This is a genomic window from Mycobacterium kyorinense, from assembly GCF_001672775.1.
Taxonomy (GTDB): domain Bacteria; phylum Actinomycetota; class Actinomycetes; order Mycobacteriales; family Mycobacteriaceae; genus Mycobacterium; species Mycobacterium kyorinense_A.
Window position 1 is genome coordinate 57,920 of the sequence record NZ_LZKJ01000144.1, and the last position, 19,460, is coordinate 77,379.

Consider the following 19,460-nt stretch of genomic DNA (forward strand, 5'->3'; position numbering starts at 1 on the left):
GGTGCTCTGGCTTTCGCCGTGGATGCGGCCGCTCGCACGCGTGCAGGCCGAAGCACTGCGGCGCTGCGGAGTTGAGGTGTTGCTGGTGACCTCCGACCAGCACCCGGAGTCCGACACCGCCCGTGATTACGAGCTGGTGCTCGACCCGCGATTTCGCACTGCCGCCACATGGCCGGCCTGGTTCGCGGCGTGGCGCCGCATCCGCCGGTACAGCGCCGACGTCGTGATCACCGAGTTGGTGCGCGATCCACGCTGGATTGCTCTGGCCGGCCGGGCTCCCCGCGTCCAGCTGGTCCACGACGACCAGCCGCACGACGCCGTCGAACAGCGTCCGGCCTATGAGCGTGCGGTGTTCGACCGCTGGGGCGCCGGATCGGCGGCCACCATCACCTACAGCCAGCACGTCGCGTGCGCTGTCGCCGCCCGGCGCGACACGGCCGGCACCCGGATGCATGTGGTGCCGCTCACCAGTGACCTCGATCCGGCTTTGACGCCGCCCCTCGTGCGCCCCGACGGCCGCCGCGACTTTGTGATGATCGGCCGACTCAATCCCTACAAGAACCTCGACGTGGTGCTGCAAGCCTGGCAGCGACACGTCACCGGCGACGCTTGGCACGGCGACGATTTGGTCCTCATCGGCGACGGTCTCGGGATTCAGCGCACACTGCCCAGGCACATCCGGTGGCGGCCCGGGCCGTACCGCTATGCCGACGTGGTGAGCACGCTGGCCGCCGCGAAAGGCTCTGTCGCGCACTACCGGCGTGCCTCGCAAAGCGGTGTCCAAGTGCTGTCGATGCAACTGGGCGTCATGCCGATTGTCTCGAATATCGGCGGGCTCACCGAGTATCAGCCGCCGGGTTGCCCGCCGATCGGCGTCGACGACGTCGACGGGCTGGCCGCCGCTTTCGATGTTCTGGCTGATCCGTCTGCGGCGGTCCGACTGGGCAGCACAGCGGCACGCCACTACACCCTGCGCTACAGCGTTGACCGCGTTGCCGATCAGCTGATCGACGTCATCACCGAAGTACTGGCCGATCACCGGCGAGTTGCATCCACAGTTGCCCCAACCGCTCATACCAGCCATCCAGCCCGAAGTGCCTAGCGCGGCCGCGTGCGGCGACGCCCAGGCGCGCCCGTAGCGTGTCGTCATCCACCAATGCGGTTAGCACATCGGCAATTTCGGCGGGGCATCCGGGCCGCACCACGACACCGGTGAGGCCGTCGGTGACGACCTCGCCGATGCTGCCGACCGTCGTCGTCACCGGCACCAGCCCGTAGGCCATCGCTTCCAGGAGCGCCATCGGGAGGCCTTCGTCGCGGCTGGGAAGCAGGAAAATATGAGCGCTGCCAAGCAATTCGTCTCGCGCCGCCGAGTCCATCCAGCCCGGCACGTCGATGCGGCCCGTCAAATCGGCTGCGGCGACCGCGGCTCGAACCTGCTCGACGTCGCCGTCGCCGGCCAACGTCACGCGCAGTCTGGCCCGCACCGCCTCGTCGAGCACACCGATGGCGGCAATCACGTCATAGCTGCCTTTACGCTCCCCTAACCGCCCGACAGCCACGGCATGCACCGACTCGTCCCCGGATTGGTTGACTGCGACGTCGGGGATCTGAACGGCGTTGGGTAACACATCGATTCGTCTATCGGATAGCTGTAGTCGGTAGGCGTATTCCTCGATGTGACGCTTGCCCAGCACCAGCCACTGATCGGCGACCAGTAGGCGGCGCACCACATGCTTTGCGACGTGCGGCAGGCGGTCGAACCAGCCACCGAAGTCATAACTGTGTCCGTGCACCACCGCGGGAACACCGGCCAGCCGCGCCGCAGCCAACGGTAGCGCTTTGCGCACGACGCTGCCGCCATGCGCGAGGTGCACGTGCAGCACGTCAGCCCGCCGGCACAACAGCACCCAAGTGGCGCAGAGCATTCCACGCACACCAGTCGCCAGCCGCCGGTGCAGCGGACCGTCCACGTACGTCGGTACGACCGTAACCGCGAATCGGTCGTCGGGATGTGCCGCCATCATCGCAGCCACGGTTGCCATGCCGCCCCTGCTCAGCGCACCGGCCGGCGCCGGGCCGACCACCAGTACCCGCAGCCGGTCTGCCATGTCCGTCACCGCGACATCCCGAACGCCATCGCCGATCCCAACGCCATGCCGAGCGTCAGGGCGTTGGCCGGGTCCTCAGGCAGGGGGTCGACGACGCACATCGCCAGCAGTCCAATGCTGACCGCCGCACTGATCTTCGCCGGCGCCGACGCGCGGCGCAGCGCCTGGACGACGGGCACCACTGCGAACATCGCGAATGCGGCCATTCCGACCGCTCCGGCCTTGCACAGCCACCACAGATAGAAGTTGTGCGAGTAGGTGGTACCCAGTGTGGCGGTGAACTCGTCGGGGTCTTTTCCGAATGGTTGCTGATAGGCGTAGCCCAGCCCGTGACCGAATAGCGGTGCTTGGCCGATCGCACGGTAGAGGTTGGCATCTTCGGCCAATCTGGCCTGGGTCGAGGAGTCCGCGGCCAGTGCGCTGCTCGAAACCCCGCCAAGCACACGATGATTGAACGCGGTAAACTGATCGCCGAGCCAGGCCCCGGCGGTTGAATGCTGCAACAGAAACAGCGCCCCGGGCACCGTCACGGCAAAGATCGCCACACTGATCGACGTCAGCTTGACCGTGCGTCGCAACGCCGACCAACTGTTGCTGGTGCCGAAGGCGACAACGGCCGCCAATCCGACTGCGATCAGCGTGTTACGCGAGAACGCCAACAACGGGATGAGTAGCGCAGGGGGGCCCAGCGCGAGAACAACCCCGGGCCGCACCCGCCCCACGATCTGCGCGGCCACCAGGGTGGCCAGTACGGCGATGGCCGGCGTCAGGGTGTTGGTGATCACCCGGGTGGCTTCCGCGGCGCCGGTGGTTCCTTCCAGGCTTTCGGCCCGGCCGGCCAAGCGGATGACGTGCAGGGAACTCAGCACGGATATGCCCGCCGACAGCCACAGCGTCACGGCGACCACCCGAACGGTTCCGCTGATGTAGCCCCCGTACACCAGGAGCAGCGCCAGTACGAATCCGCCGACCATTTCCAGCAGCAGCGTCGCTTCGTGCAGCACCGCGGCAGGGGCATGGCCGGTGGCGAATCCGGCCGCGGTAAAGAAGAAAACGGTGCCCAGGAACATCAACGGCAGCGCAAACGTGGATAGCCGCAGCCGCACGATCGGGATCAGGTAACAGATGCCAAGCAGCAACGGCACATGGTGGCCGTAGATGGTCAGCGGACCGATCACTTTGCCGGGAGGCAGGCCCTGGGGTAGCGACGCACATCCCAAAAACAGTGCAACCCAGCCCATCATCTCGGGCTTGGTCCAGTACAGCACCAGGCAGAAGGTCGCGCCGATCAGCAACACCCCCTGGGTGGTGTTGCGCACCGAGAACACGCCGAACATGAAGCAGCCGAACAGAAATGCCGCCCGCATGCCGGTAGTCATGGCCAGCTGCTGCCGGCGGGTGGCGTAGAGGATCACACCGAGCGCAGCCTGGCCCGGTGGGGCTTACGCCAATAGGCATGAATCGCCGCACGGGTGTGCCGTGGTATCCGGGCATCGGTCAACACCGTGCCGACGACGTCGGTACCGGCCGTGCGCAGCGCATGCAGCGCATCTTTGACTTCGTCGATGGTGGTGCGTCCTGCCCGTACGACCAGCACGGTGACTTCTACTGCGTCGGCCAGCAATCCGGTGTCAGCGGTGGCCAGGGCCGGCGGTCCGTCGACGACCGTCCTGCCGAAATGTGTCGACAAGCCGTGCAGCACCTGCGGCAATTGCGAACTGCGGGGCAAGGTCTCGTCACCGCGAGCAGTCCGCGCCGCGAGCAGGAACAGATCCTCGACGGGTGTCGCGCGGACAGCGTCGAGGGCGGTGGCAGGATCGACCAACACATTGGCCAGGCTCATTCCCGACTTGACGTTCAGTAACCCGGCCAGGACGGGCCGGCGCACGTCACCTTCGACAAGCAGCGCCGTCTCGCCGAGCTCAAGGAATGACAGAGCCAGATTCAACGCGGTTGTGGTGCTGCCCTCGCCGCCGAATGGTGCTGCCACCAGCACCCGGCGCGCTTCGGGCCCCATCACCCGCAGCAGCCGGGTCCGGAAGCTGCGCATCGCGTCGTCGAACGCTCCGTCGGCGCCGAATCGTAAGGCCCCGCTGCGGCGTCCGGGCAATTCGGCCAGCGTCGGTGCGCCGGAAAGCTCTTCGAGCTGTTCGCGGTCACGCACGGTGCGGTCGGCGGCCTGGCGAGTGAGCGCTACGGCGATGCCCAGCAACAGACCGGCCACCAGGCCCATGGCCATGTTGCGCATCGGCACGGGCTTGATCGGAAAATCCGGGATGCCGGGTCGTTCGATCACCGTCGCCCGCACCACCGGTAGCGGTGCCGTCAGCGGCGCCGGCAGTGGGGCCGGCTGCGCGACACCGGCTCGCTGGGTCGACTCGAGGGACGTTGCGTCCGAAGACTCTTCGCTGTTCAGCTCGGAAGGAAGTGCCACCGGGGTTGGTAACGGAACTGGAGGCGGCGGCGGAGGCGGGTCCGCGCCGAGCGTAGGGACCATCGCGGCGAACGCGTCAGCCATCGCGGTGGCCAGTGCTGCGACCCGTTTGGGGTCTGTGTCTTGCACCGTGACGGTGAACAACATGGATTTCGGCGTGAACGACACGTGAGTTTGGCTCACCAGAGCATCGGCAGTGGTCGGGGCGTGGTACTCGTCGACCGCGCGCTGCGCGACCGCGTGCCCGCCGGCGATCTGGGCGTAGGACGACAGCCGTTCCTGGACCGCTTCGGTCCCCTGGTACACGTCGCCGAGGTTCGTTTCGCCGGAGAACGAGATCAAGATGGTGGCCGACGATTCGTAGCTCTTCGTCTGGAAGGCCGTGACGGCGGCAGCGCCCACCAGGCACGCCAGCAACGCGCCCGCGACAAGCTTCCAATGCCTGGCCATTGTCCGGGCAAAGGTACGGAAATCCACCGATAACCTCTCTCGCAGTTCGCGTACACGCGAATGCCCTAGCATTGTGTCTAATATCTATGGGAATCGCAAACCCTACGTCGCACTCGTCAGGGGTTGGTTGCGGTGCTCAGCGCGCTGATCGGGATGTCAACCGACGCGACCGGGTACCACCCCGAGCTGTCGCGTCCGTCCCGTGCCAACTGCATGGGCGGGTAGTCGACCACGTGAGAAGCCCCCGGTTTGTGTTGCTGCCAGCCGACCGCCGCCTGCAACGTGTAATGACCCGGCGCTAAGCCGGCCACCTCGACATCTACCGACTCGGTCGTCGACGCCGGGACCGGCTCGTCGCCGGAGTGATCGCCAACCAGGGTTTGCAACGTTACGGTCGACGGCAGCATGCGGATCACCGCACCAGAGGAATCGATGAGGCGGTAGCCGGGCACCCATTTTTCGGTGGCGGCGGCCGAGCCGTGGTTGGTCCAGCCGACTGCGATCGATGCCACCCCGTTGCGGAGCGTCTCAGACCCCGATCTGGCTTCGACCGAATACCGGTAGCCGGCGAACACGTTGGCTTTCCACCACAGTGCGTACAACGCCGGGTCCATGGCAGCGGACGCTGCCGCATCCGGGAAGTTGATGCTCGACGTCATCGACACGTGATATTTGACGACGTCGCTCAGGCCCTTCTGGTAGTAGTCCTTGGGGTTGGTCCCCGCCGGGAGTTGACACCACTCGGTGATCACCGGTGCCGCGGACAGCCGTTCGCGGAATCGGTTGACCAGCGGGTCGTCGGACTGCACATAGTAGGACTTGTCCGACTCCGCCCACACCGGCAATGGCGCATACACACCCAGGCAGTCCGACCGGATGCCCACTGGTGCGGCCAGCTTTTCGGTGACGTCGTCGGCGAACAATTCGCGAACGATCTCCGGATTCTGCGGGGTGACCACCAGCTGGGTGTGTGGGAAAGCGTCGACGTTCGCGGTAACCAGCCGCTGGATGGAGGCCTTGGTGACGTTCTGGTCGCGGAACTGGCTGAAATACCCGAGTGCCGTGATGCTGTCTTCCGGCGTCGGCCCCGGCGTGCCCAGCGCGTCACGCAGGTAAGCGTTGTGGTTCTCGCTGAAGTCGCCGTACCCGGAGAACTCGAACACGCTCAGCCGTTCGTCGCGATCGTAGCGGCGGCCGAGCGCCGCCAGCAGCTGCTCGAATCCGGCCAGATACTCGGGACTGTTCCAGTTCGGTACGACTTGCGTAACCGCTTGCGCGCCGGGGCCGCTCGTCGACGCGGGGTAAGTGGTGGTCGTTCCGGGCAGCCCGCGCACCCAGTCCGGTATCGCGACGTTGGTGTTGTCCGGGTAAACGGCATCACAGCAGGAGTTGTAGGAGTACACCCGCAGCGTCAGCCGGACGCCGCGGCCGGCCAGCTGCGCCAGCGTGTCGTCGATCAGGCTGAAGTCGTATTTGAGGTCATCGGGCGCATCGGGCCCGAGCGTGTTCGGGTCAGTCGGCTGCAGCTGCCGCCAGGACACGCGCAAACTGGCGTCGTACGACGTGGGCCAGGGCCGGTAACGCCGCTGTGCCGGGTTGCTTTGGGGGAAAAGTGGTTTCAGCAGATCCTCGTACTGCCCGCGCAGCGGGTTCGCCATCTCCTGCACGGTGTGTGGTATCGGCGGAGCGCTCGTGGCAGCCAGCGGACCGTCACGTCGGGCGGCACCGCACCCACCCATTGCGGCCAGCACCGCGCACACCACGACGACTCCGGTGATGTCACGGATCCGGCGAATCATCGTTACTAGATCGCGCCCAGCGTCAGGGCTTCGCGATCAGCCAAAAACGGCATCGGCATCCAGCCCGTGGCGAGCAGCGATTCCATGGCCTCGGCCGGGATCGGACGAGACAGCAGGTATCCCTGAGCGCGGTGACACCCGTGGCGCATCAAAGTCAGTGCAGCAGCCGGGGTTTCGACGCCCTCGGCGACCAATTGCAGGTCGAACGCCTCAGCCAACCCGATGATCGCGCGAACGATCGCCAGATCGGTGGGGCTGGTGCCGAGCTCACGCACGAACGTCGTATCGATCTTGAGCATGTCGACCGGAAGGGATTTGAGGTAGGACAGGACGGCATAGCCCGTGCCGAAGTCGTCGATCGCGATCTGGACTCCTACCTCCTTCAGCTCCTCGAGCGTGCGTCGAGTGGTTTTGATGTCACGCACCATTGCGCGCTCGGTGATTTCCAGACATACCGAGCCGCTGTCGATGCCGAATTCGTCGATGACGTCGGCGACGCTGCGGACGAAGCCGCGGGTCACCAGCTGAGCCGGCGAGACGTTGATGCGCAAACAGGTGCTCTGGCCTAAACCGCGTGAGCGCCACTGGCTGAACTCGGCGCAGGCGTTGCGCATCACCCACCGACCCAGTTCGCCGGCCAAGTTCATCGACTCCGCGACACCGATGAACGCATCGGGGAGCAGCAGACCCCGCTTGGGGTGGCGCCACCGGACGAGGGCTTCGGCCGCCACGATCGCACCGCTCCACAGGTCGACCTCCGGCAGGTAGTGAAGCACCAACGCATCGTCGTCGATGTCGCCCTGGAGGTGGAGTTCGATGTCATGGCGCAGCGCGTTCTCGGCGGACGCGTAGCCCTTCGACACGGCGATGTCGTTGCCGCCGGCCCGCTTGGCCGTCAAGACGGCTTCATCAGCGCGGGCAAGCAGGTCGGTGGTGTCGTCGCGGCCGGGCAGCCCGACCGCCACCCCGATGCTGACGGTGGAGGTGATGCTGTCGCCGGCAATCGCCAACCGGTCGCACAGCATCGTCCGAAGCCGTCGCGCAAGTGCTTCCGCGGTCTCGGTGGACATCGACCGTTCCGGGATGATCACGAACTCATCCCCGCCGAGTCGAGCGATCATGTTGCGGCTTCCCACGCTGGCACGCAGCCGTTCGGCGAACACCTGGATGTACCAGTCACCGGCGCTGTGGCCGAACCGGTCGTTGATCGATTTCAGCCGGTCGAGGTCGAGATAGAGAACGGCGACGGGCCCGTGGTCTCTAGTCGCGAGCCGATCCGAAAGGTGCGCAACCAGGGCTCGCCGATTGTGCAGCCCGGTCAAGTCGTCATGGCCGGCCAGGTAATGCAGCCGCTCCTCGGCGGTCACGCGGGCCTGAAGATGGGCGAACAGCGACGCGACTGCCTCCAGCGTGTCGATCTCTTCCGGCTTCCAATTCCTGCGGCCGAATTTGACGAACGCCAGCATGCCGGTGGTCACTTGCCCGGATATCAGCGGTGCGCAGGCCACGGTGGGCGGTGCGACATGGCGGCTGCCGGCGATCCGGTACGCCCGCGCCTTCTGATCCGGCTCGATCACCACCGGTTTCTTGCCGTCTTCGCACAGCGCGAAGATGGGGTCGGCGCTGCTGAATGGCACTACGGCCAGCGGATCGTGATCGGTCACCGGCCGCGGTGGCCATTCTGCGACCAGTTCCGATACCCGGAGGTCATGATCGTTGTGCCGCAGAAAGCTGGCGTCCACGTCGAGCTTGCGAACAAGGTGAGCCAGTACCTGCTCACTGACTTCGCGCACATTGGCAGCGGTCGCCATCATCAGCCGGGCGGCAACGGCTGTGACCAAGTTACGCGCCACGCGTCCTCCCTACCGGTATGGCGCGTTGCGTGACGGTTGCCGCCACACCTGGTCGCCTGAGAGCTATTGGGCGCCTGTCTAATTAAGTATCTGGCCGGACAAGCTTGGTGGCGCCACATGTCAATTAACTAGTGCGTTTATAAAAACACAAGACCCTAGTGAGCTCAATGCCTCGCAGCCGGCTGCTGCAAAAAGCCGTTCTGGTGCCAGACGTTTCGGGTCGGCTAGGGTTGTCCTCCGCAAACTGCAGGGAGGACCACCGCAGATGCCCATTGTCGTATCGACCAAGCGTCGGCTCGCGCCCCTGGCAAAGGCAATAGCGCCACGCTGGTTCTGGCGGCGCAAATACGCCATTTTGCAACGCCTTAGCCAGGGCGATCCGGAAATACAGCTGGTGCAGTCGCTTTGCGATCCGGATCGCATCTCGGTGGACATCGGGGCCGACGTCGGTGAATTCACCATCGCAATGCTGGCGTCATCGCGGTCGGTGATCGCGTTCGAACCGCGGCCCGCCCAAGCGCGTGCCCTCAAAGCGATGTTCAACGCCGTCAATGCGGCAGTGCGAATCGAGGCGGCGGCATTGTCGGACAGCCCCGGTGTGATGGCGATGCGCGTGCTGGAATCCGACCCGGGACGGAGCACCATCGACAGTGGGAATACCTTGACCGACGCCGACGGTTCGATCCGCACTGTCGGCGTCCAGGTACGGCGGCTCGACGATCTGGGCTTGCACAACGTCGGATTCATCAAGATCGACGTCGAGGGTCACGAACTCGCGGTGCTGCGGGGCGCCGCCGACACGCTCAAACACAATCGGCCCGCCCTTGTCGTGGAGGCCGAAGAGCGCCACCATCCGGGCGCAGTGCCGGCGATCGCCGAATTTCTGGCTGGCCTGGGCTACCGGGGCTACTTCGACCTCGACGACGTCCGTCGTTCTGTCGAGGACTTCGACCCCGAACAGCATCAGAACCCGGCGAACATCGGCACCCGGGAAGACGGATGGGCGGCCCGCGGCGTCTACGTCAACAACTTCGTCTTCCTGCCGGAGTGATCTGGGTCACGCGATGTCACGTTCGCTGCCCCGGCGGTGTCTCAAGGGCACAACCCGCAAGAAGGAGACAGCTATGAGCGAGCAGCGCACCCACGTCGTCGTCGTCGGCGGCGGATACGCCGGATCACTGGCGGCCAACCACCTGGGGGTGCGTGCCGACGTCGACGTCACCCTGGTCAATCCGCGCCCGATGTTTGTCGAGCGGATCAGGCTGCACCAGCTCGTCGCCGGTACGCACGCCGCCACCGTCGACTACGGCACCATGCTGGGCCAGCACGTGCAACTGGTCGTCGACACCGCCGAGCGGATCGACACCATCGATTCCACGCTGGCGTTGGCCTCCGGCGCCACCCTCGACTTCGACTACCTCATCTACGCCGTCGGCAGCACCGCCGCCGCTCCTGAATTCGCTTACACTGTCGGTGAATTCGAGCACGCCGAACGGCTACGCGGTGCCCTGGAAGCGCTGGGTCCGCAAGCCCGGATCACCGTTGTCGGCGGTGGTTTGACCGGCATCGAAACAGCGTCTGAGTTGGCCGAACAGGGTCGGCGCGTGACGCTGGTCTGCGGCGGCGTATTAGGGCCGTCCTTGGCCCGCGCCGGCCGGCGCTCGGTAACCAAGACGCTGGCGCGCTTCGGCGTCGAGATCCTGGAGACGGCGGTAGTCGCCGAAGTACGACCCAACGCTGCGGTGCTGAGCGACGGTGCCGTCCTGCCCAGCGCAGTCACAATATGGACGGCGGGCTTCGGGGTGCCAAACCTGGCCGCCCGCAGCGGTCTTCGCACTGACGGGTTGGGCCGGTTGCTCACCGACGAGACGTTGACGAGCGTCGACGACATCCGGATCGTGGCGGCCGGCGACTCTGCCGCCCCGTCGGGTAAGCCGCTGCGGATGAGCTGCCAGGCCGCGATCCCGCTCGGCGCCCAAGCTGCCAACACTGTGTTGAGCCGCATCGGGGGCACCGAGCCCGAGCCGGTGAATCAGGCGTTCACCGGACAATGCATCAGCCTCGGCCGGTCGCATGCCACCGTCCAACTGGCCCGCCTCGACGACACCCCGATCAACGTCGCGATCGGCGGGCGGTTCGGCGCGCCGATCAAGGAAGTGGTCTGCAAGGGCACGGTCTGGGGCATCCGTCGCGAGGCCGCCAAACCCGGCTGGTACCGCTGGCTCAAGGGTGGCAAGCGCCCGCAGCAAATCGCGGATGCGGCGGTCACGGTATCGTGACCGCCGCGCCCACCGAACACGCCGAACGGTTCACCCTGCTGCGGCCGTTGCTGTTCACCATTGCCTACGAAATCCTGGGCAGTGCAACCGAATCCGACGATGTCCTGCAGGACAGCTATTTGCGATGGGCCGACGTCGACTTGTCGACCGTGCGCGACACGAAGTCCTATCTGGCCCGGCTGGTCACCCGGCAGGCGCTCAATGCGCTGCGGGCCGGTGCCCGGCGCCGTGAGGATTACGTCGGCCCGTGGCTGCCCGAGCCGCTGTTGCTCGACGAACAGGATCCGTCAGCCGACGTGGTGCTGGCTGAATCGGTGTCGATGGCGATGCTGGTTCTGTTGGAGACGCTGACGCCCGACGAGCGCGCGGTGTTCGTGCTGCGAGAGGTGTTCGGCTTCGACTACGCCGAAATCGCCGATGCGGTCGGCAAACCCACGCCAACTGTGCGACAGATCGCCCACCGAGCCCGCGAACACGTGCAGGCTCGCCGCCGGCGCTTCACTCCGGTCGACCCGGAGCAGAACGCGCGTATCACCGCAGAATTCATGGCTGCAGCCTCTACCGGTGACGTCACAGCCGTGATGTCGATGCTGGCGCCGGATGTGACCTGGACCGCCGACAGTGGCGGCAAAGCCAGCGCGGCTCGCCGTCCGGTGGTCGGCGCCGAGAAGGTCGCCAGGGCCGTCGTCGGATTGGTGGGCCGAGGCATGCAGGTCCCCGATGTCCGGGTGGAAACCGTGGTGTGCAACGCCGCGCCCGCGGTACTGCTCTACCGCGCCGGCCAGCTGGAGGGTGTGTTCACCGTCGAAATCATCGACGGCAAGATCACCAACTTCTACGCGATGCGCAACCCCGACAAGCTGACCAGGCTGACCACCCCACAGGAGATCAGCCGCGGCTGAGCGTCTGCAAAGCTGGGTTGATGCGAATCGACCGGCTCGGCGATCTCGGCGGCGCAGCCGCTGTGCTACGCGCCGTCGGCGAGGCCGCCCAGCGGCGCGGTATTCCGCCACCGGCGGCGTTGACCGGTGACTGGTTCGGGTCGCGGGCAGTGCTTGCGCCCAGCGTGTCGGTGCGGCCGGTCGACGCCGTTGACGCGTTCGCCGTTCGTCCGGGCTCCGGCACCGCCGCGGTGGGCGGCGGCTGGATCGGCTACCTGTCCTACCCCGATCCCGGCGCCGACGGTCCGCCGTCCCGGGTGCCTGAAGCGGCGGGCGGGTGGACCGACTGCGTGTTGCGCTGTGATCGCGGCGGGCAGTGGTGGTTCGAGAGCCTGTCGGGGGCGGCGATGCCGGGATGGCTGGCGGAGGCACTGGCCACGCCCGTGCCGCCGCGGACTTGCCGAATCGATTGGGATACCGGCGACCGCGACGCCCACCGCGCCGGAGTGCTGGCCTGCTTGGAGGCCATCCGCGCCGGGGAGGTCTATCAGGCGTGCGTGTGCACGCAATTCACCGGTTCCCTCAGCGGGGCACCGCTGGACTTCTTCGCCAACGCCGTCGAGCAGATGGACCCGGGCCGGGCGGCCTATCTCGCCGGGCCGTGGGGCGCGGTGGCGTCACTGTCGCCGGAGCTGTTCCTGTGCCGGCGCGGTGCCGTCGTGACCTCGAGTCCGATCAAGGGCACGCTGCCGTTGGACGCCCCGCCGTCGGCGCTGCGGGCTTCGGTCAAGGACGTGGCGGAAAACATCATGATCGTCGATTTGGTTCGCAACGACCTGGGCCGGGTGGCGGTCACCGGAACGGTCACCGTGCCCGAGCTGCTGGTAGTGCGGCCCGCGCCGGGCGTGTGGCATCTGGTGTCCACGGTCTCAGCAATGGTGCCCGTCGACCTGCCGACGCCGGCGCTGCTGGACGCCACCTTCCCACCCGCCTCGGTCACCGGTACTCCGAAACTGCGAGCCCGTCAGTTGATTTCGCACTGGGAATCGTCGCGGCGCGGTGTCTATTGCGGCACAGTGGGTTTGGCGTCGCCGGTAGCCGGATGCGAACTCAACGTTGCGATCCGCACCGTCGAGTTCGATACCGCCGGCAACGCGGTGTTGGGGTCGGGCGGTGGCATCACCGCCGATTCCGACGCCGACGCGGAGTGGGACGAGTGCCTGCACAAAGCAGCACCGATCCTGTCAGCCTCTCGACCGCAGGACCGCGTCGTAGAGCTCACGCCGTGACACCGGCGTCTCGCCAATGACCTGCGCGCACGCATCCTTGACGCGAATCCCTTGGCGCGTCAGGCTTTCCACCTCAGCGACCAGGGCCGGCATGTCTGCGCGTGGCTGTGCGCCGGCCAGCACCACCGTGATCTCGCCCAGCACGCCGTCGGCCGCCCAGGCCGCCAGCTCCGCCAGTGTCCCCCGCACCACTTCCTCGTGCACCTTGGTCAGCTCGCGGCACACCACCACCCGCCGTGTCTCGCCGAGTTGTTCGACGGCGTCGTGCAGACAGGCGGACAGACGCCGCGGCGACTCGAAGAACACGCACGTGCGCCGCTCCTGCGCCAGCGACGCTAACCAGGATCGCCGCGCCGACTGCTTGCGCGGGGCGAACCCTTCGAAGCAGAACTTGTCCGACGGCAGCCCCGACACCGCCAGCGCGGTGGTCACCGCCGACGGCCCGGGCAGACACGTCACGTCCAGGCGGGCCTCGACACACGCCGCCACCAACCGGTAGCCCGGGTCGCTGATCACCGGCATCCCGGCGTCGCTAATGACCAGCACCGTCGCGCCGGCGGTGATCTCGTCGACCAGCGCAGGTACCCGGGTGTCCTCGTTCTGGTCGTAGAGGCTGACCACCTTGCCGGCGATGCGGACGTCGAGCGCCCCGGCCAGCGTCCGCACCCGACGGGTGTCCTCGGCGGCCACCACGTCAGCAGAACCCAGGGCGGCGATCAGCCGCGGGGAGGCATCCGACGGCTGGCCCAGCGGGGTGGCGCCCAGCAATAGTCGGCCAGCGGTCATGGGCCACAGCCTACGATCGGTGCTTGTGACGACCGCCCCGCCCGTCGACGTCGCCGCCGAGCGGACAGTTCCCGTCGTCAGCCCCGGCCCGCTGATGCCGGTGGCCGATTTCGGGCCCGTCGACCGCCTGCACGGCTGGACGGTCACTGCCGCGATCACCGCGCTGGCGGCGGTGACGCGTTTTGTGAATCTGGGCTCGCCTACCGATGCCGGCACCCCGATCTTCGACGAGAAGCACTACGCGCCGCAGGCGTGGCAGATGCTGCACAACCACGGCGTCGAGGACAATCCGGGGTTCGGCTTGGTGGTTCATCCGCCGGTCGGCAAGCAACTGATCGCGCTGGGTGAAGCGGTCTTCGGTTACAACGGGGTGGGTTGGCGGTTCACCGGAGCCTTGCTTGGAGTGCTTCTGGTGGCGTTGGTGGTGCGGATCGTGCGGCGGATCAGCCGTTCGACGTTGGTCGGCGGGATCGCCGGATTGCTGCTCATCGCCGATGGTGTCAGCTTCGTGGCGTCTCGGACCGCCCTGTTGGACGGCTTTCTGGCGTTCTTCGTGGTCGCGGCGTTCGGCGCGCTGATCGTCGACCGTGACCAGGTTCGCGAACGCATGCACATCGTTTTGCTCGAGGGCCGCAGCGCCGAGACGATGTGGGGACCGCGGCTGGGTGTGCGCTGGTGGCGGTTCGGCGCCGGCGTGCTGCTCGGATTGGCTTGTGCCACAAAGTGGTCGGGCCTGTACTTCGTGATGTTCTTCGGGTTGATGTCGTTGGCGTTCGACGTCGCCGCGCGCCGCGCCTATCGGGTGCCGAGGCCGTGGCTGGGGGTTTTGCGCCGCGACGTGGCTCCGACGGCGTATGCGCTGCTGGTCATTCCGTTCGCGGTGTATCTGGCTTCCTACGGGCCGTGGTTTGCCTCCGAGACTGCCATCAACCGCCACGAAGTGGGCCAGTCGATCGGCCCCGAGGCATCCTTCCCGATGCCCGATGCCATCCGTTCGCTGTGGCATTACACGTTCAAGGCCTACCAATTCCATTCCGGGCTGACGAATTCGGCCGGGAACTACCACCCGTGGGAATCCAAACCGTGGGCCTGGCCGATGTCGCTGCGACCGGTGCTCTACGCCATCGATCAACAGAACGTCCCCGGTTGCGGCGCGCAGTCGTGTGTCAAGGCGGTGATGCTGGTCGGCACTCCTGCGATGTGGTGGCTTTCGGTGCCGGTGCTCTTTTATGCGGCGTGGCGAATGCTGGTGCGGCGCGACTGGCGCTATGCCGCGGTGCTGGTCGGCTACTGCGCAGGCTGGCTGCCGTGGTTCGCCGACATCGACCGGCAGATGTATTTCTTCTACGCCGCCACGATGGCGCCGTTTCTGGTCATGGCTATCGCATTGGTTCTCGGTGACATCTTGTACAAACCTCGTCAAGGTGCCGAGCGCCGAGTGCTCGGCCTGATCGTCGTATCGGCTTATGTGGCTTTGGTGCTCACCAACTTCGCGTGGCTATTTCCGGTGCTCACCGGTCAGCCGATTTCACAGTCCACGTGGAACATGGAGATCTGGCTGCCCAGTTGGCGCTAGTGGTCTTTGCCGCGAGACAGAAGTCACGGCTGCTCATTGGCGTTATCCACAACCCTGGCTTCTGGCTGGCGGCACGGCGTCGGTAATTGGGGCCATGATCACGCGCATGAGTGCACCCTTCATCGGAAGTGAGGCGTTGCGCTGCGGCTCGTTGACCCGCGGCGAATTGCGGTGGAACTTCCGGCCCATCTTTCCGGATATCTACATCCCGAAAGAAATGTGTCGATCGTTAGAGGACATGGCGGCCGGCGCATGGCTGTGGTCGGGCCGTCGGGCCGTGATCACCGGACGGGCGGCGGCCGCCCTGCACGGCGCCAGATGGGTCGACGAGCACGCGCCGGTCGAGTTGCTTTGGCGGAACAACCATTATCCTCCCGGCACCATCGTTCGAGATGAGCGATTCCAGGCCGACGAGGTGACATCTGTTAGAGGATTGACAGTTGCCACGCCGGCGAGAGCCGGCTACGACCTGGCTCGATACCTTCGGCGCACCATGGCCGTCGCCTACCTTGACGCGCTGGCCCACGCAACAGGCATCACCCAAGCGGATCTGACGGACTTGATCCATCGCTATTCCGGTGCACGTGGGAACAAACGCGCGCGGCCACTGATCAGCCTGATGGACGCCGGTGCTGAATCGCCAAAGGAAACTTGGCTGCGGCTACTGCTGATCGATGCTGGACTCCCCCGGCCTAAAACGCAGATTCGAGTGTCCGATGGCGACGCCGTCGCCTATCTCGACATGGGTTGGGAAGAGCCGATGGTGGCCCTCGAATACGACGGTGACCACCATCGCACGGACCGACGACAATATGTGAAGGACATCCGGCGAGCGGAGATGTGCGGCGGCTTGGGTTGGCATGTGATCAAAGTGATCAAGGAGGATCGGCCCTACGGCATCATCAAGCGGGCACGAAACGCTCTTGCCCGCCGCGGGTATCCGTTGCCGCCGCGAAACAGAAGCCAGGGTCGCGAAGCGGCCTGAAAGCACAGCCGTGGCTTCTGTCTCGCGGTAAACGAACTCAAAGCGGGTCGCGCGCGACCGGGCAGGACATGCAACGCGGCCCGCCGCGGCCGGTGCCCAACTCGGAGGCGGCGATGGTGAGCACTTCGATCCCCGCCTCTTCAAGGCGGTCATTGGTCCGCACGTTGCGCTCATAGGCGACGACGACACCGGGCGCTAAAGCCAAGGTGTTGTTGCCGTCATCCCACTGCTCGCGTTCGGCGATCACGGGATCCAAGCCGGTGTCGATCACCCGCAACTTGTCGATGCGCATCGCCGCAGCAGCGGCATCGACGAATGAGGCTTCCTCGGAGATCTTCACACCATCGGGTGTGCGGGCAATCGTGAACGCCGACAGCGTGTCGACGACGTTCGCGTACATCACCACCGCATCGGTGTCGACCATGGTGCACACCGTGTCGAGGTGCATCTGCGCGCGCTTCTGTTCGATCGGTACCGCCAGCACCACCTCGGCGAGGTCATCGTCGAACAGGCTGCGCGCCAAGGCTTCCGCACCCGCCGGCGTGGTCCGCTCCCCCACCCCGACCGCGACGACGCCCGGTGCCAACAGCAGCACATCGCCGCCTTCCACCGGCGCGGTATGCGATTCGTAGGCGCGCCGCACCCCGGTGAACCGCGGATGGTGGGCATAGATCAGGTCGGTCAACGATGCCTCGCGGGCTCGCGCCGGCAGCGCCAACGACGGGATGACCACCCGCGGCCCGACGAAGATCGACGAATCGCGGGTGAACACCAGATTGGGCAACGGCTCGATGACGTAGTCGGCGCCGTGATGCATCAGGCGCACCAACGACACATCGGACCGGGTATCCGGCGGTAACTCGGCAAAGGTCATACCGGCCATCAACACACGGGCCAACGCACCTGGCTCAAGCCCACGCAAATAGGCCGAAAGCTCTTGTACTAGCGGTAAACCCAACCGTCGAGCATCAACGGCAGCGGCGATTCCCTGCATCCGTGCGGCACCACTGTGCAGAGCTTCGGTGAGTAGATCGGACAACAGCACCACTTCGACGCCCCGCGACCGCAGCAGCTCGGCGAACGCGTCGTGCTCCTCTTGCGCGCGTGCGACCCAGGGCAGCCCGTCGAACAGCAGCTGATCGTTGTTGCCCGGCGTGAGCCGACGCAGTTCGGCACCGGGCCGGTGCAGGATGACCGTCCGCAACGTCCCTGTCTCCGAATTGCAGCCCAGCTGGCCGACACTCACAGTTAGCACCGTAACGCCAAACCACACCTCAAGTAATGTTTAGGTATGGACGCGCGGGAGCTGTCACCGGGTGAACTGGCTGCCCGAGCCGGCGTCGCGATCTCGGCTCTGCACTTCTACGAGCGGCAGGGACTGATCACCAGCCGTCGCACCTCGGGCAATCAGCGCCGCTATGGCCGGGACACCCTGCGCCGCGTCGCATTCATCCGGTTGTCGCAACGACTGGGCATCCCGCTAGCCAAGGTGCGAGAGGCGCTGGCCACGCTGCCCACCGATCGCGTGCCCACCAGCAAGGACTGGGCGCGATTATCGGCCGGTTGGCGCGCCGACCTCGACGACCGGATCCTGCACCTGCAGCGGCTGCGCGACAATCTCGCCGACTGCATCGGATGCGGTTGCCTGAGCCTGCACAGTTGTGCGCTGTCCAATCCGGGCGACGTGCTCGCCGAGCAAGGACCAGGCCCGGTCCGCCTGCAATAGCCTTCGAACGCGCGTGCGATAAACTCGTAGCCGTGGCGATACCGGTACAGGAGTCGCTGTTCGACTGCAACGAGCGCAGAGCGCTCGGGGATGACGCCTGGATCGACATCCGGTCGGGCTGGCTGACCGATGCCGACGACCTGTTCGACGAGCTGATGGCCGCGGTGCCGTGGCGTGCCGAACGCCGCCGGATGTACGACCAGGTGCTCGACGTGCCGCGACTGGTCAGCTTTCATGACCTCGCCGTCGAGGATCCGCCGCACCCTCAGCTGGCACGCCTGCGGCGCCGGCTCAACGACATCTACGCCGGTGAGTTGGGCGAGCCGTTCACCACCGTCGGCATGTGCTTGTACCGCGACGGGTCCGACAGCGTTGCCTGGCATGGCGACACCATCGGGCGCAGCAGCGCAGAAGACACCATGGTGGCGATCGTCAGCCTCGGCGCTATCCGCACGTTCGCGATGCGGCCGCGTGGCGGCGGGCCGTCGCTGCGGCTACCGCAGGGTCATGGCGATCTGCTGGTCATGGGCGGATCATGTCAGCGGACTTGGGAGCACTCGGTGCCCAAGACATCGCGCTGCGCGGGCCCGCGAATCAGTATCCAGTTTCGGCCCCGCGACGTGCGCTAGCTCAACTCCGGACGGCGGCAACCGCTTTGACCAATAGGTCACGCGCGCGCTCGGTGTCCACAGCAGCGACGGGCTTGTCCGGTACGACCAGCGGGTTGGCGGTCACGATGACCTGGTAGTCGCCGAAATGCGCCGAATAGGTGTACAGCTCGCCGGTGCGGGGCTGGCCGTCGGCCACGGTTTGGACCTTGCGGTGTACTCCCAAAGTGCGCGTCCCGTCGATCTGCGGCACGTCGACAACTTCGACGAAACCGCGCACCGGGCCTCCGAAGAATTCAACCTTCGTGCAGTTTCTTCCCGGGTCGTTGAACGGCAGAGCTTGGGATGTCTGCAAGGCGATCGTGATGAACCGGTTGCCGTTGCCCTCTGCCGACACCGCCGCCATGTTGCCCTGCAGCCCAGACGGCATCTGTTGGCCTACCACGAATTTCGCGCAGTCTGCGGGTTTGAACTGCAGTCCTTCAGGCAGCTTGTGCGAGGACAGCAGCTTGGGGTCGATCCCTGTCTTGGGAATATCCTTGACCTGGAAATCAGGACCGAAGCTCGACTTCACTTGGGATACCTTGGTGATGTCGGCCGAGGTGGTGGCGGGCTCGCCGAATCCACAGGCGGCCAGCCAGCACACGCACCCGATTGCCATCGCCAAGCGCATCACGGTGGCA

At 66.1% G+C, this 19,460-nt stretch carries 17 protein-coding genes; 9 read left to right on the forward strand and 8 right to left on the reverse strand.

The features are described from left to right. Position 1: 1 nt before the first annotated feature. Positions 2-1,102, forward strand: a complete 1,101-nt coding sequence (locus tag A5707_RS15960) for a glycosyltransferase family 4 protein (protein WP_197495341.1) — start codon at positions 2-4, stop codon at positions 1,100-1,102. On the opposite strand, the gene A5707_RS15965 is transcribed toward A5707_RS15960, so the two are convergent. From A5707_RS15965 to A5707_RS15985, 5 genes are all read right to left on the reverse strand, one after another. Next, the gene (locus A5707_RS15965) at positions 1,017-2,111 is read right to left on the reverse strand and encodes a glycosyltransferase family 4 protein (RefSeq protein ID WP_065015460.1); all 1,095 of its coding nucleotides are present in this window, start codon (positions 2,109-2,111) and stop codon (positions 1,017-1,019) included. The genes A5707_RS15960 and A5707_RS15965 overlap by 86 nt on opposite strands. A gap of 5 nt (positions 2,112-2,116) precedes the next feature. Next, positions 2,117-3,526, reverse strand: a complete 1,410-nt coding sequence (locus tag A5707_RS15970; RefSeq protein ID WP_065015422.1) for an O-antigen ligase family protein — start codon at positions 3,524-3,526, stop codon at positions 2,117-2,119. Beyond that, positions 3,523-5,022 carry a polysaccharide biosynthesis tyrosine autokinase gene (locus A5707_RS15975; protein ID WP_065015423.1) on the reverse strand — a complete coding sequence of 500 codons (1,500 nt, stop codon included), beginning with the start codon at positions 5,020-5,022 and terminating at the stop codon, positions 3,523-3,525. Before A5707_RS15975 ends, A5707_RS15970 begins: the two co-directional genes overlap by 4 nt. Positions 5,023-5,111: 89 nt before the next feature. Beyond that, on the reverse strand, positions 5,112-6,794 hold the full coding sequence (locus tag A5707_RS15980; RefSeq protein ID WP_065015424.1) for a hypothetical protein: 1,683 nt from the start codon (positions 6,792-6,794) through the stop codon (positions 5,112-5,114). A 5-nt stretch (positions 6,795-6,799) separates the two neighbouring features. Continuing rightward, positions 6,800-8,608, reverse strand: coding sequence for a GGDEF domain-containing protein (locus A5707_RS15985; RefSeq protein WP_197495342.1), 1,809 nt, complete (start codon positions 8,606-8,608; stop codon positions 6,800-6,802). Between the two features lie 304 nt (positions 8,609-8,912). Between A5707_RS15985 and A5707_RS15990 the strand changes: the two genes are divergently transcribed. The 4 genes from A5707_RS15990 to A5707_RS16005 all read left to right on the forward strand — a co-directional run bounded on the left by A5707_RS15990 (position 8,913) and on the right by A5707_RS16005 (position 13,096). After that, complete coding sequence (locus A5707_RS15990; protein ID WP_065015426.1) at positions 8,913-9,698, forward strand: FkbM family methyltransferase; 786 nt, start codon at positions 8,913-8,915, stop codon at positions 9,696-9,698. 73 nt (positions 9,699-9,771) lie between these two features. Then, on the forward strand, positions 9,772-10,926 hold the full coding sequence (locus A5707_RS15995) for an NAD(P)/FAD-dependent oxidoreductase (RefSeq protein WP_065015427.1): 1,155 nt from the start codon (positions 9,772-9,774) through the stop codon (positions 10,924-10,926). Further along, a complete protein-coding gene (locus tag A5707_RS16000; RefSeq protein ID WP_065015428.1) occupies positions 10,923-11,828 on the forward strand; it encodes an RNA polymerase sigma-70 factor in 906 nt (301 codons plus the stop codon). The genes A5707_RS15995 and A5707_RS16000 overlap by 4 nt, the downstream gene beginning before the upstream one ends. 20 nt (positions 11,829-11,848) lie before the next feature. Beyond that, complete coding sequence (locus A5707_RS16005; RefSeq protein ID WP_065015429.1) at positions 11,849-13,096, forward strand: aminodeoxychorismate synthase component I; 1,248 nt, start codon at positions 11,849-11,851, stop codon at positions 13,094-13,096. Here A5707_RS16005 and rsmI read toward each other — a convergent pair. Next, the gene (gene rsmI, locus A5707_RS16010; protein ID WP_065015430.1) at positions 13,052-13,882 is read right to left on the reverse strand and encodes a 16S rRNA (cytidine(1402)-2'-O)-methyltransferase; all 831 of its coding nucleotides are present in this window, start codon (positions 13,880-13,882) and stop codon (positions 13,052-13,054) included. The two genes, A5707_RS16005 and rsmI, sit on opposite strands and share 45 nt — an antisense overlap. Positions 13,883-13,976: 94 nt before the next feature. On the opposite strand from rsmI, the gene A5707_RS16015 reads away from it, so the two are divergent. Both A5707_RS16015 and A5707_RS16020 read left to right on the forward strand, forming a co-directional pair. Continuing rightward, complete coding sequence (locus A5707_RS16015) at positions 13,977-15,458, forward strand: dolichyl-phosphate-mannose--protein mannosyltransferase (protein WP_232000738.1); 1,482 nt, start codon at positions 13,977-13,979, stop codon at positions 15,456-15,458. A 106-nt stretch (positions 15,459-15,564) separates the two neighbouring features. After that, a complete protein-coding gene (locus A5707_RS16020) occupies positions 15,565-16,443 on the forward strand; it encodes a hypothetical protein (protein ID WP_065015461.1) in 879 nt (292 codons plus the stop codon). A 37-nt stretch (positions 16,444-16,480) separates the two neighbouring features. Here A5707_RS16020 and arcA read toward each other — a convergent pair whose 3' ends face one another. Then, positions 16,481-17,689 (reverse strand): arginine deiminase, encoded by a 1,209-nt coding sequence (gene arcA, locus A5707_RS16025; RefSeq protein ID WP_065015432.1) that lies wholly within the window; start codon positions 17,687-17,689, stop codon positions 16,481-16,483. A 45-nt stretch (positions 17,690-17,734) separates the two neighbouring features. Here arcA and soxR point away from each other — a divergent pair, with 45 nt between their 5' ends. Both soxR and A5707_RS16035 read left to right on the forward strand, forming a co-directional pair. Then, a complete protein-coding gene (soxR, locus tag A5707_RS16030) occupies positions 17,735-18,169 on the forward strand; it encodes a redox-sensitive transcriptional activator SoxR (protein WP_065015433.1) in 435 nt (144 codons plus the stop codon). Between the two features lie 32 nt (positions 18,170-18,201). Beyond that, positions 18,202-18,798, forward strand: coding sequence for an alpha-ketoglutarate-dependent dioxygenase AlkB (locus A5707_RS16035; RefSeq protein WP_065015434.1), 597 nt, complete (start codon positions 18,202-18,204; stop codon positions 18,796-18,798). A 1-nt stretch (position 18,799) separates the two neighbouring features. Here the strand turns inward: A5707_RS16035 and A5707_RS16040 are convergent, their stop codons facing one another. Next, complete coding sequence (locus A5707_RS16040; protein ID WP_065015435.1) at positions 18,800-19,453, reverse strand: DUF5642 family protein; 654 nt, start codon at positions 19,451-19,453, stop codon at positions 18,800-18,802. Positions 19,454-19,460 lie beyond the last annotated feature (7 nt).

What these genes read in the sequence shown, in the direction of transcription:
- A5707_RS15965 (WP_065015460.1), bottom strand. Translation starts at nt 2,111, where the DNA reads ATGGCAGACCGGCTGCGGGTACTGGTGGTCGGCCCGGCGCCGGCCGGT.
- A5707_RS15980 (WP_065015424.1), bottom strand. Translation starts at nt 6,794, where the DNA reads ATGATTCGCCGGATCCGTGACATCACCGGAGTCGTCGTGGTGTGCGCG.
- A5707_RS15985 (WP_197495342.1), bottom strand. Translation starts at nt 8,608, where the DNA reads ATGATGGCGACCGCTGCCAATGTGCGCGAAGTCAGTGAGCAGGTACTG.
- A5707_RS15990 (WP_065015426.1), top strand. Translation starts at nt 8,913, where the DNA reads ATGCCCATTGTCGTATCGACCAAGCGTCGGCTCGCGCCCCTGGCAAAG.
- A5707_RS15995 (WP_065015427.1), top strand. Translation starts at nt 9,772, where the DNA reads ATGAGCGAGCAGCGCACCCACGTCGTCGTCGTCGGCGGCGGATACGCC.
- A5707_RS16005 (WP_065015429.1), top strand. Translation starts at nt 11,849, where the DNA reads ATGCGAATCGACCGGCTCGGCGATCTCGGCGGCGCAGCCGCTGTGCTA.
- rsmI (WP_065015430.1), bottom strand. Translation starts at nt 13,882, where the DNA reads ATGACCGCTGGCCGACTATTGCTGGGCGCCACCCCGCTGGGCCAGCCG.
- A5707_RS16015 (WP_232000738.1), top strand. Translation starts at nt 13,977, where the DNA reads ATGCCGGTGGCCGATTTCGGGCCCGTCGACCGCCTGCACGGCTGGACG.
- A5707_RS16020 (WP_065015461.1), top strand. Translation starts at nt 15,565, where the DNA reads ATGAGTGCACCCTTCATCGGAAGTGAGGCGTTGCGCTGCGGCTCGTTG.
- soxR (WP_065015433.1), top strand. Translation starts at nt 17,735, where the DNA reads ATGGACGCGCGGGAGCTGTCACCGGGTGAACTGGCTGCCCGAGCCGGC.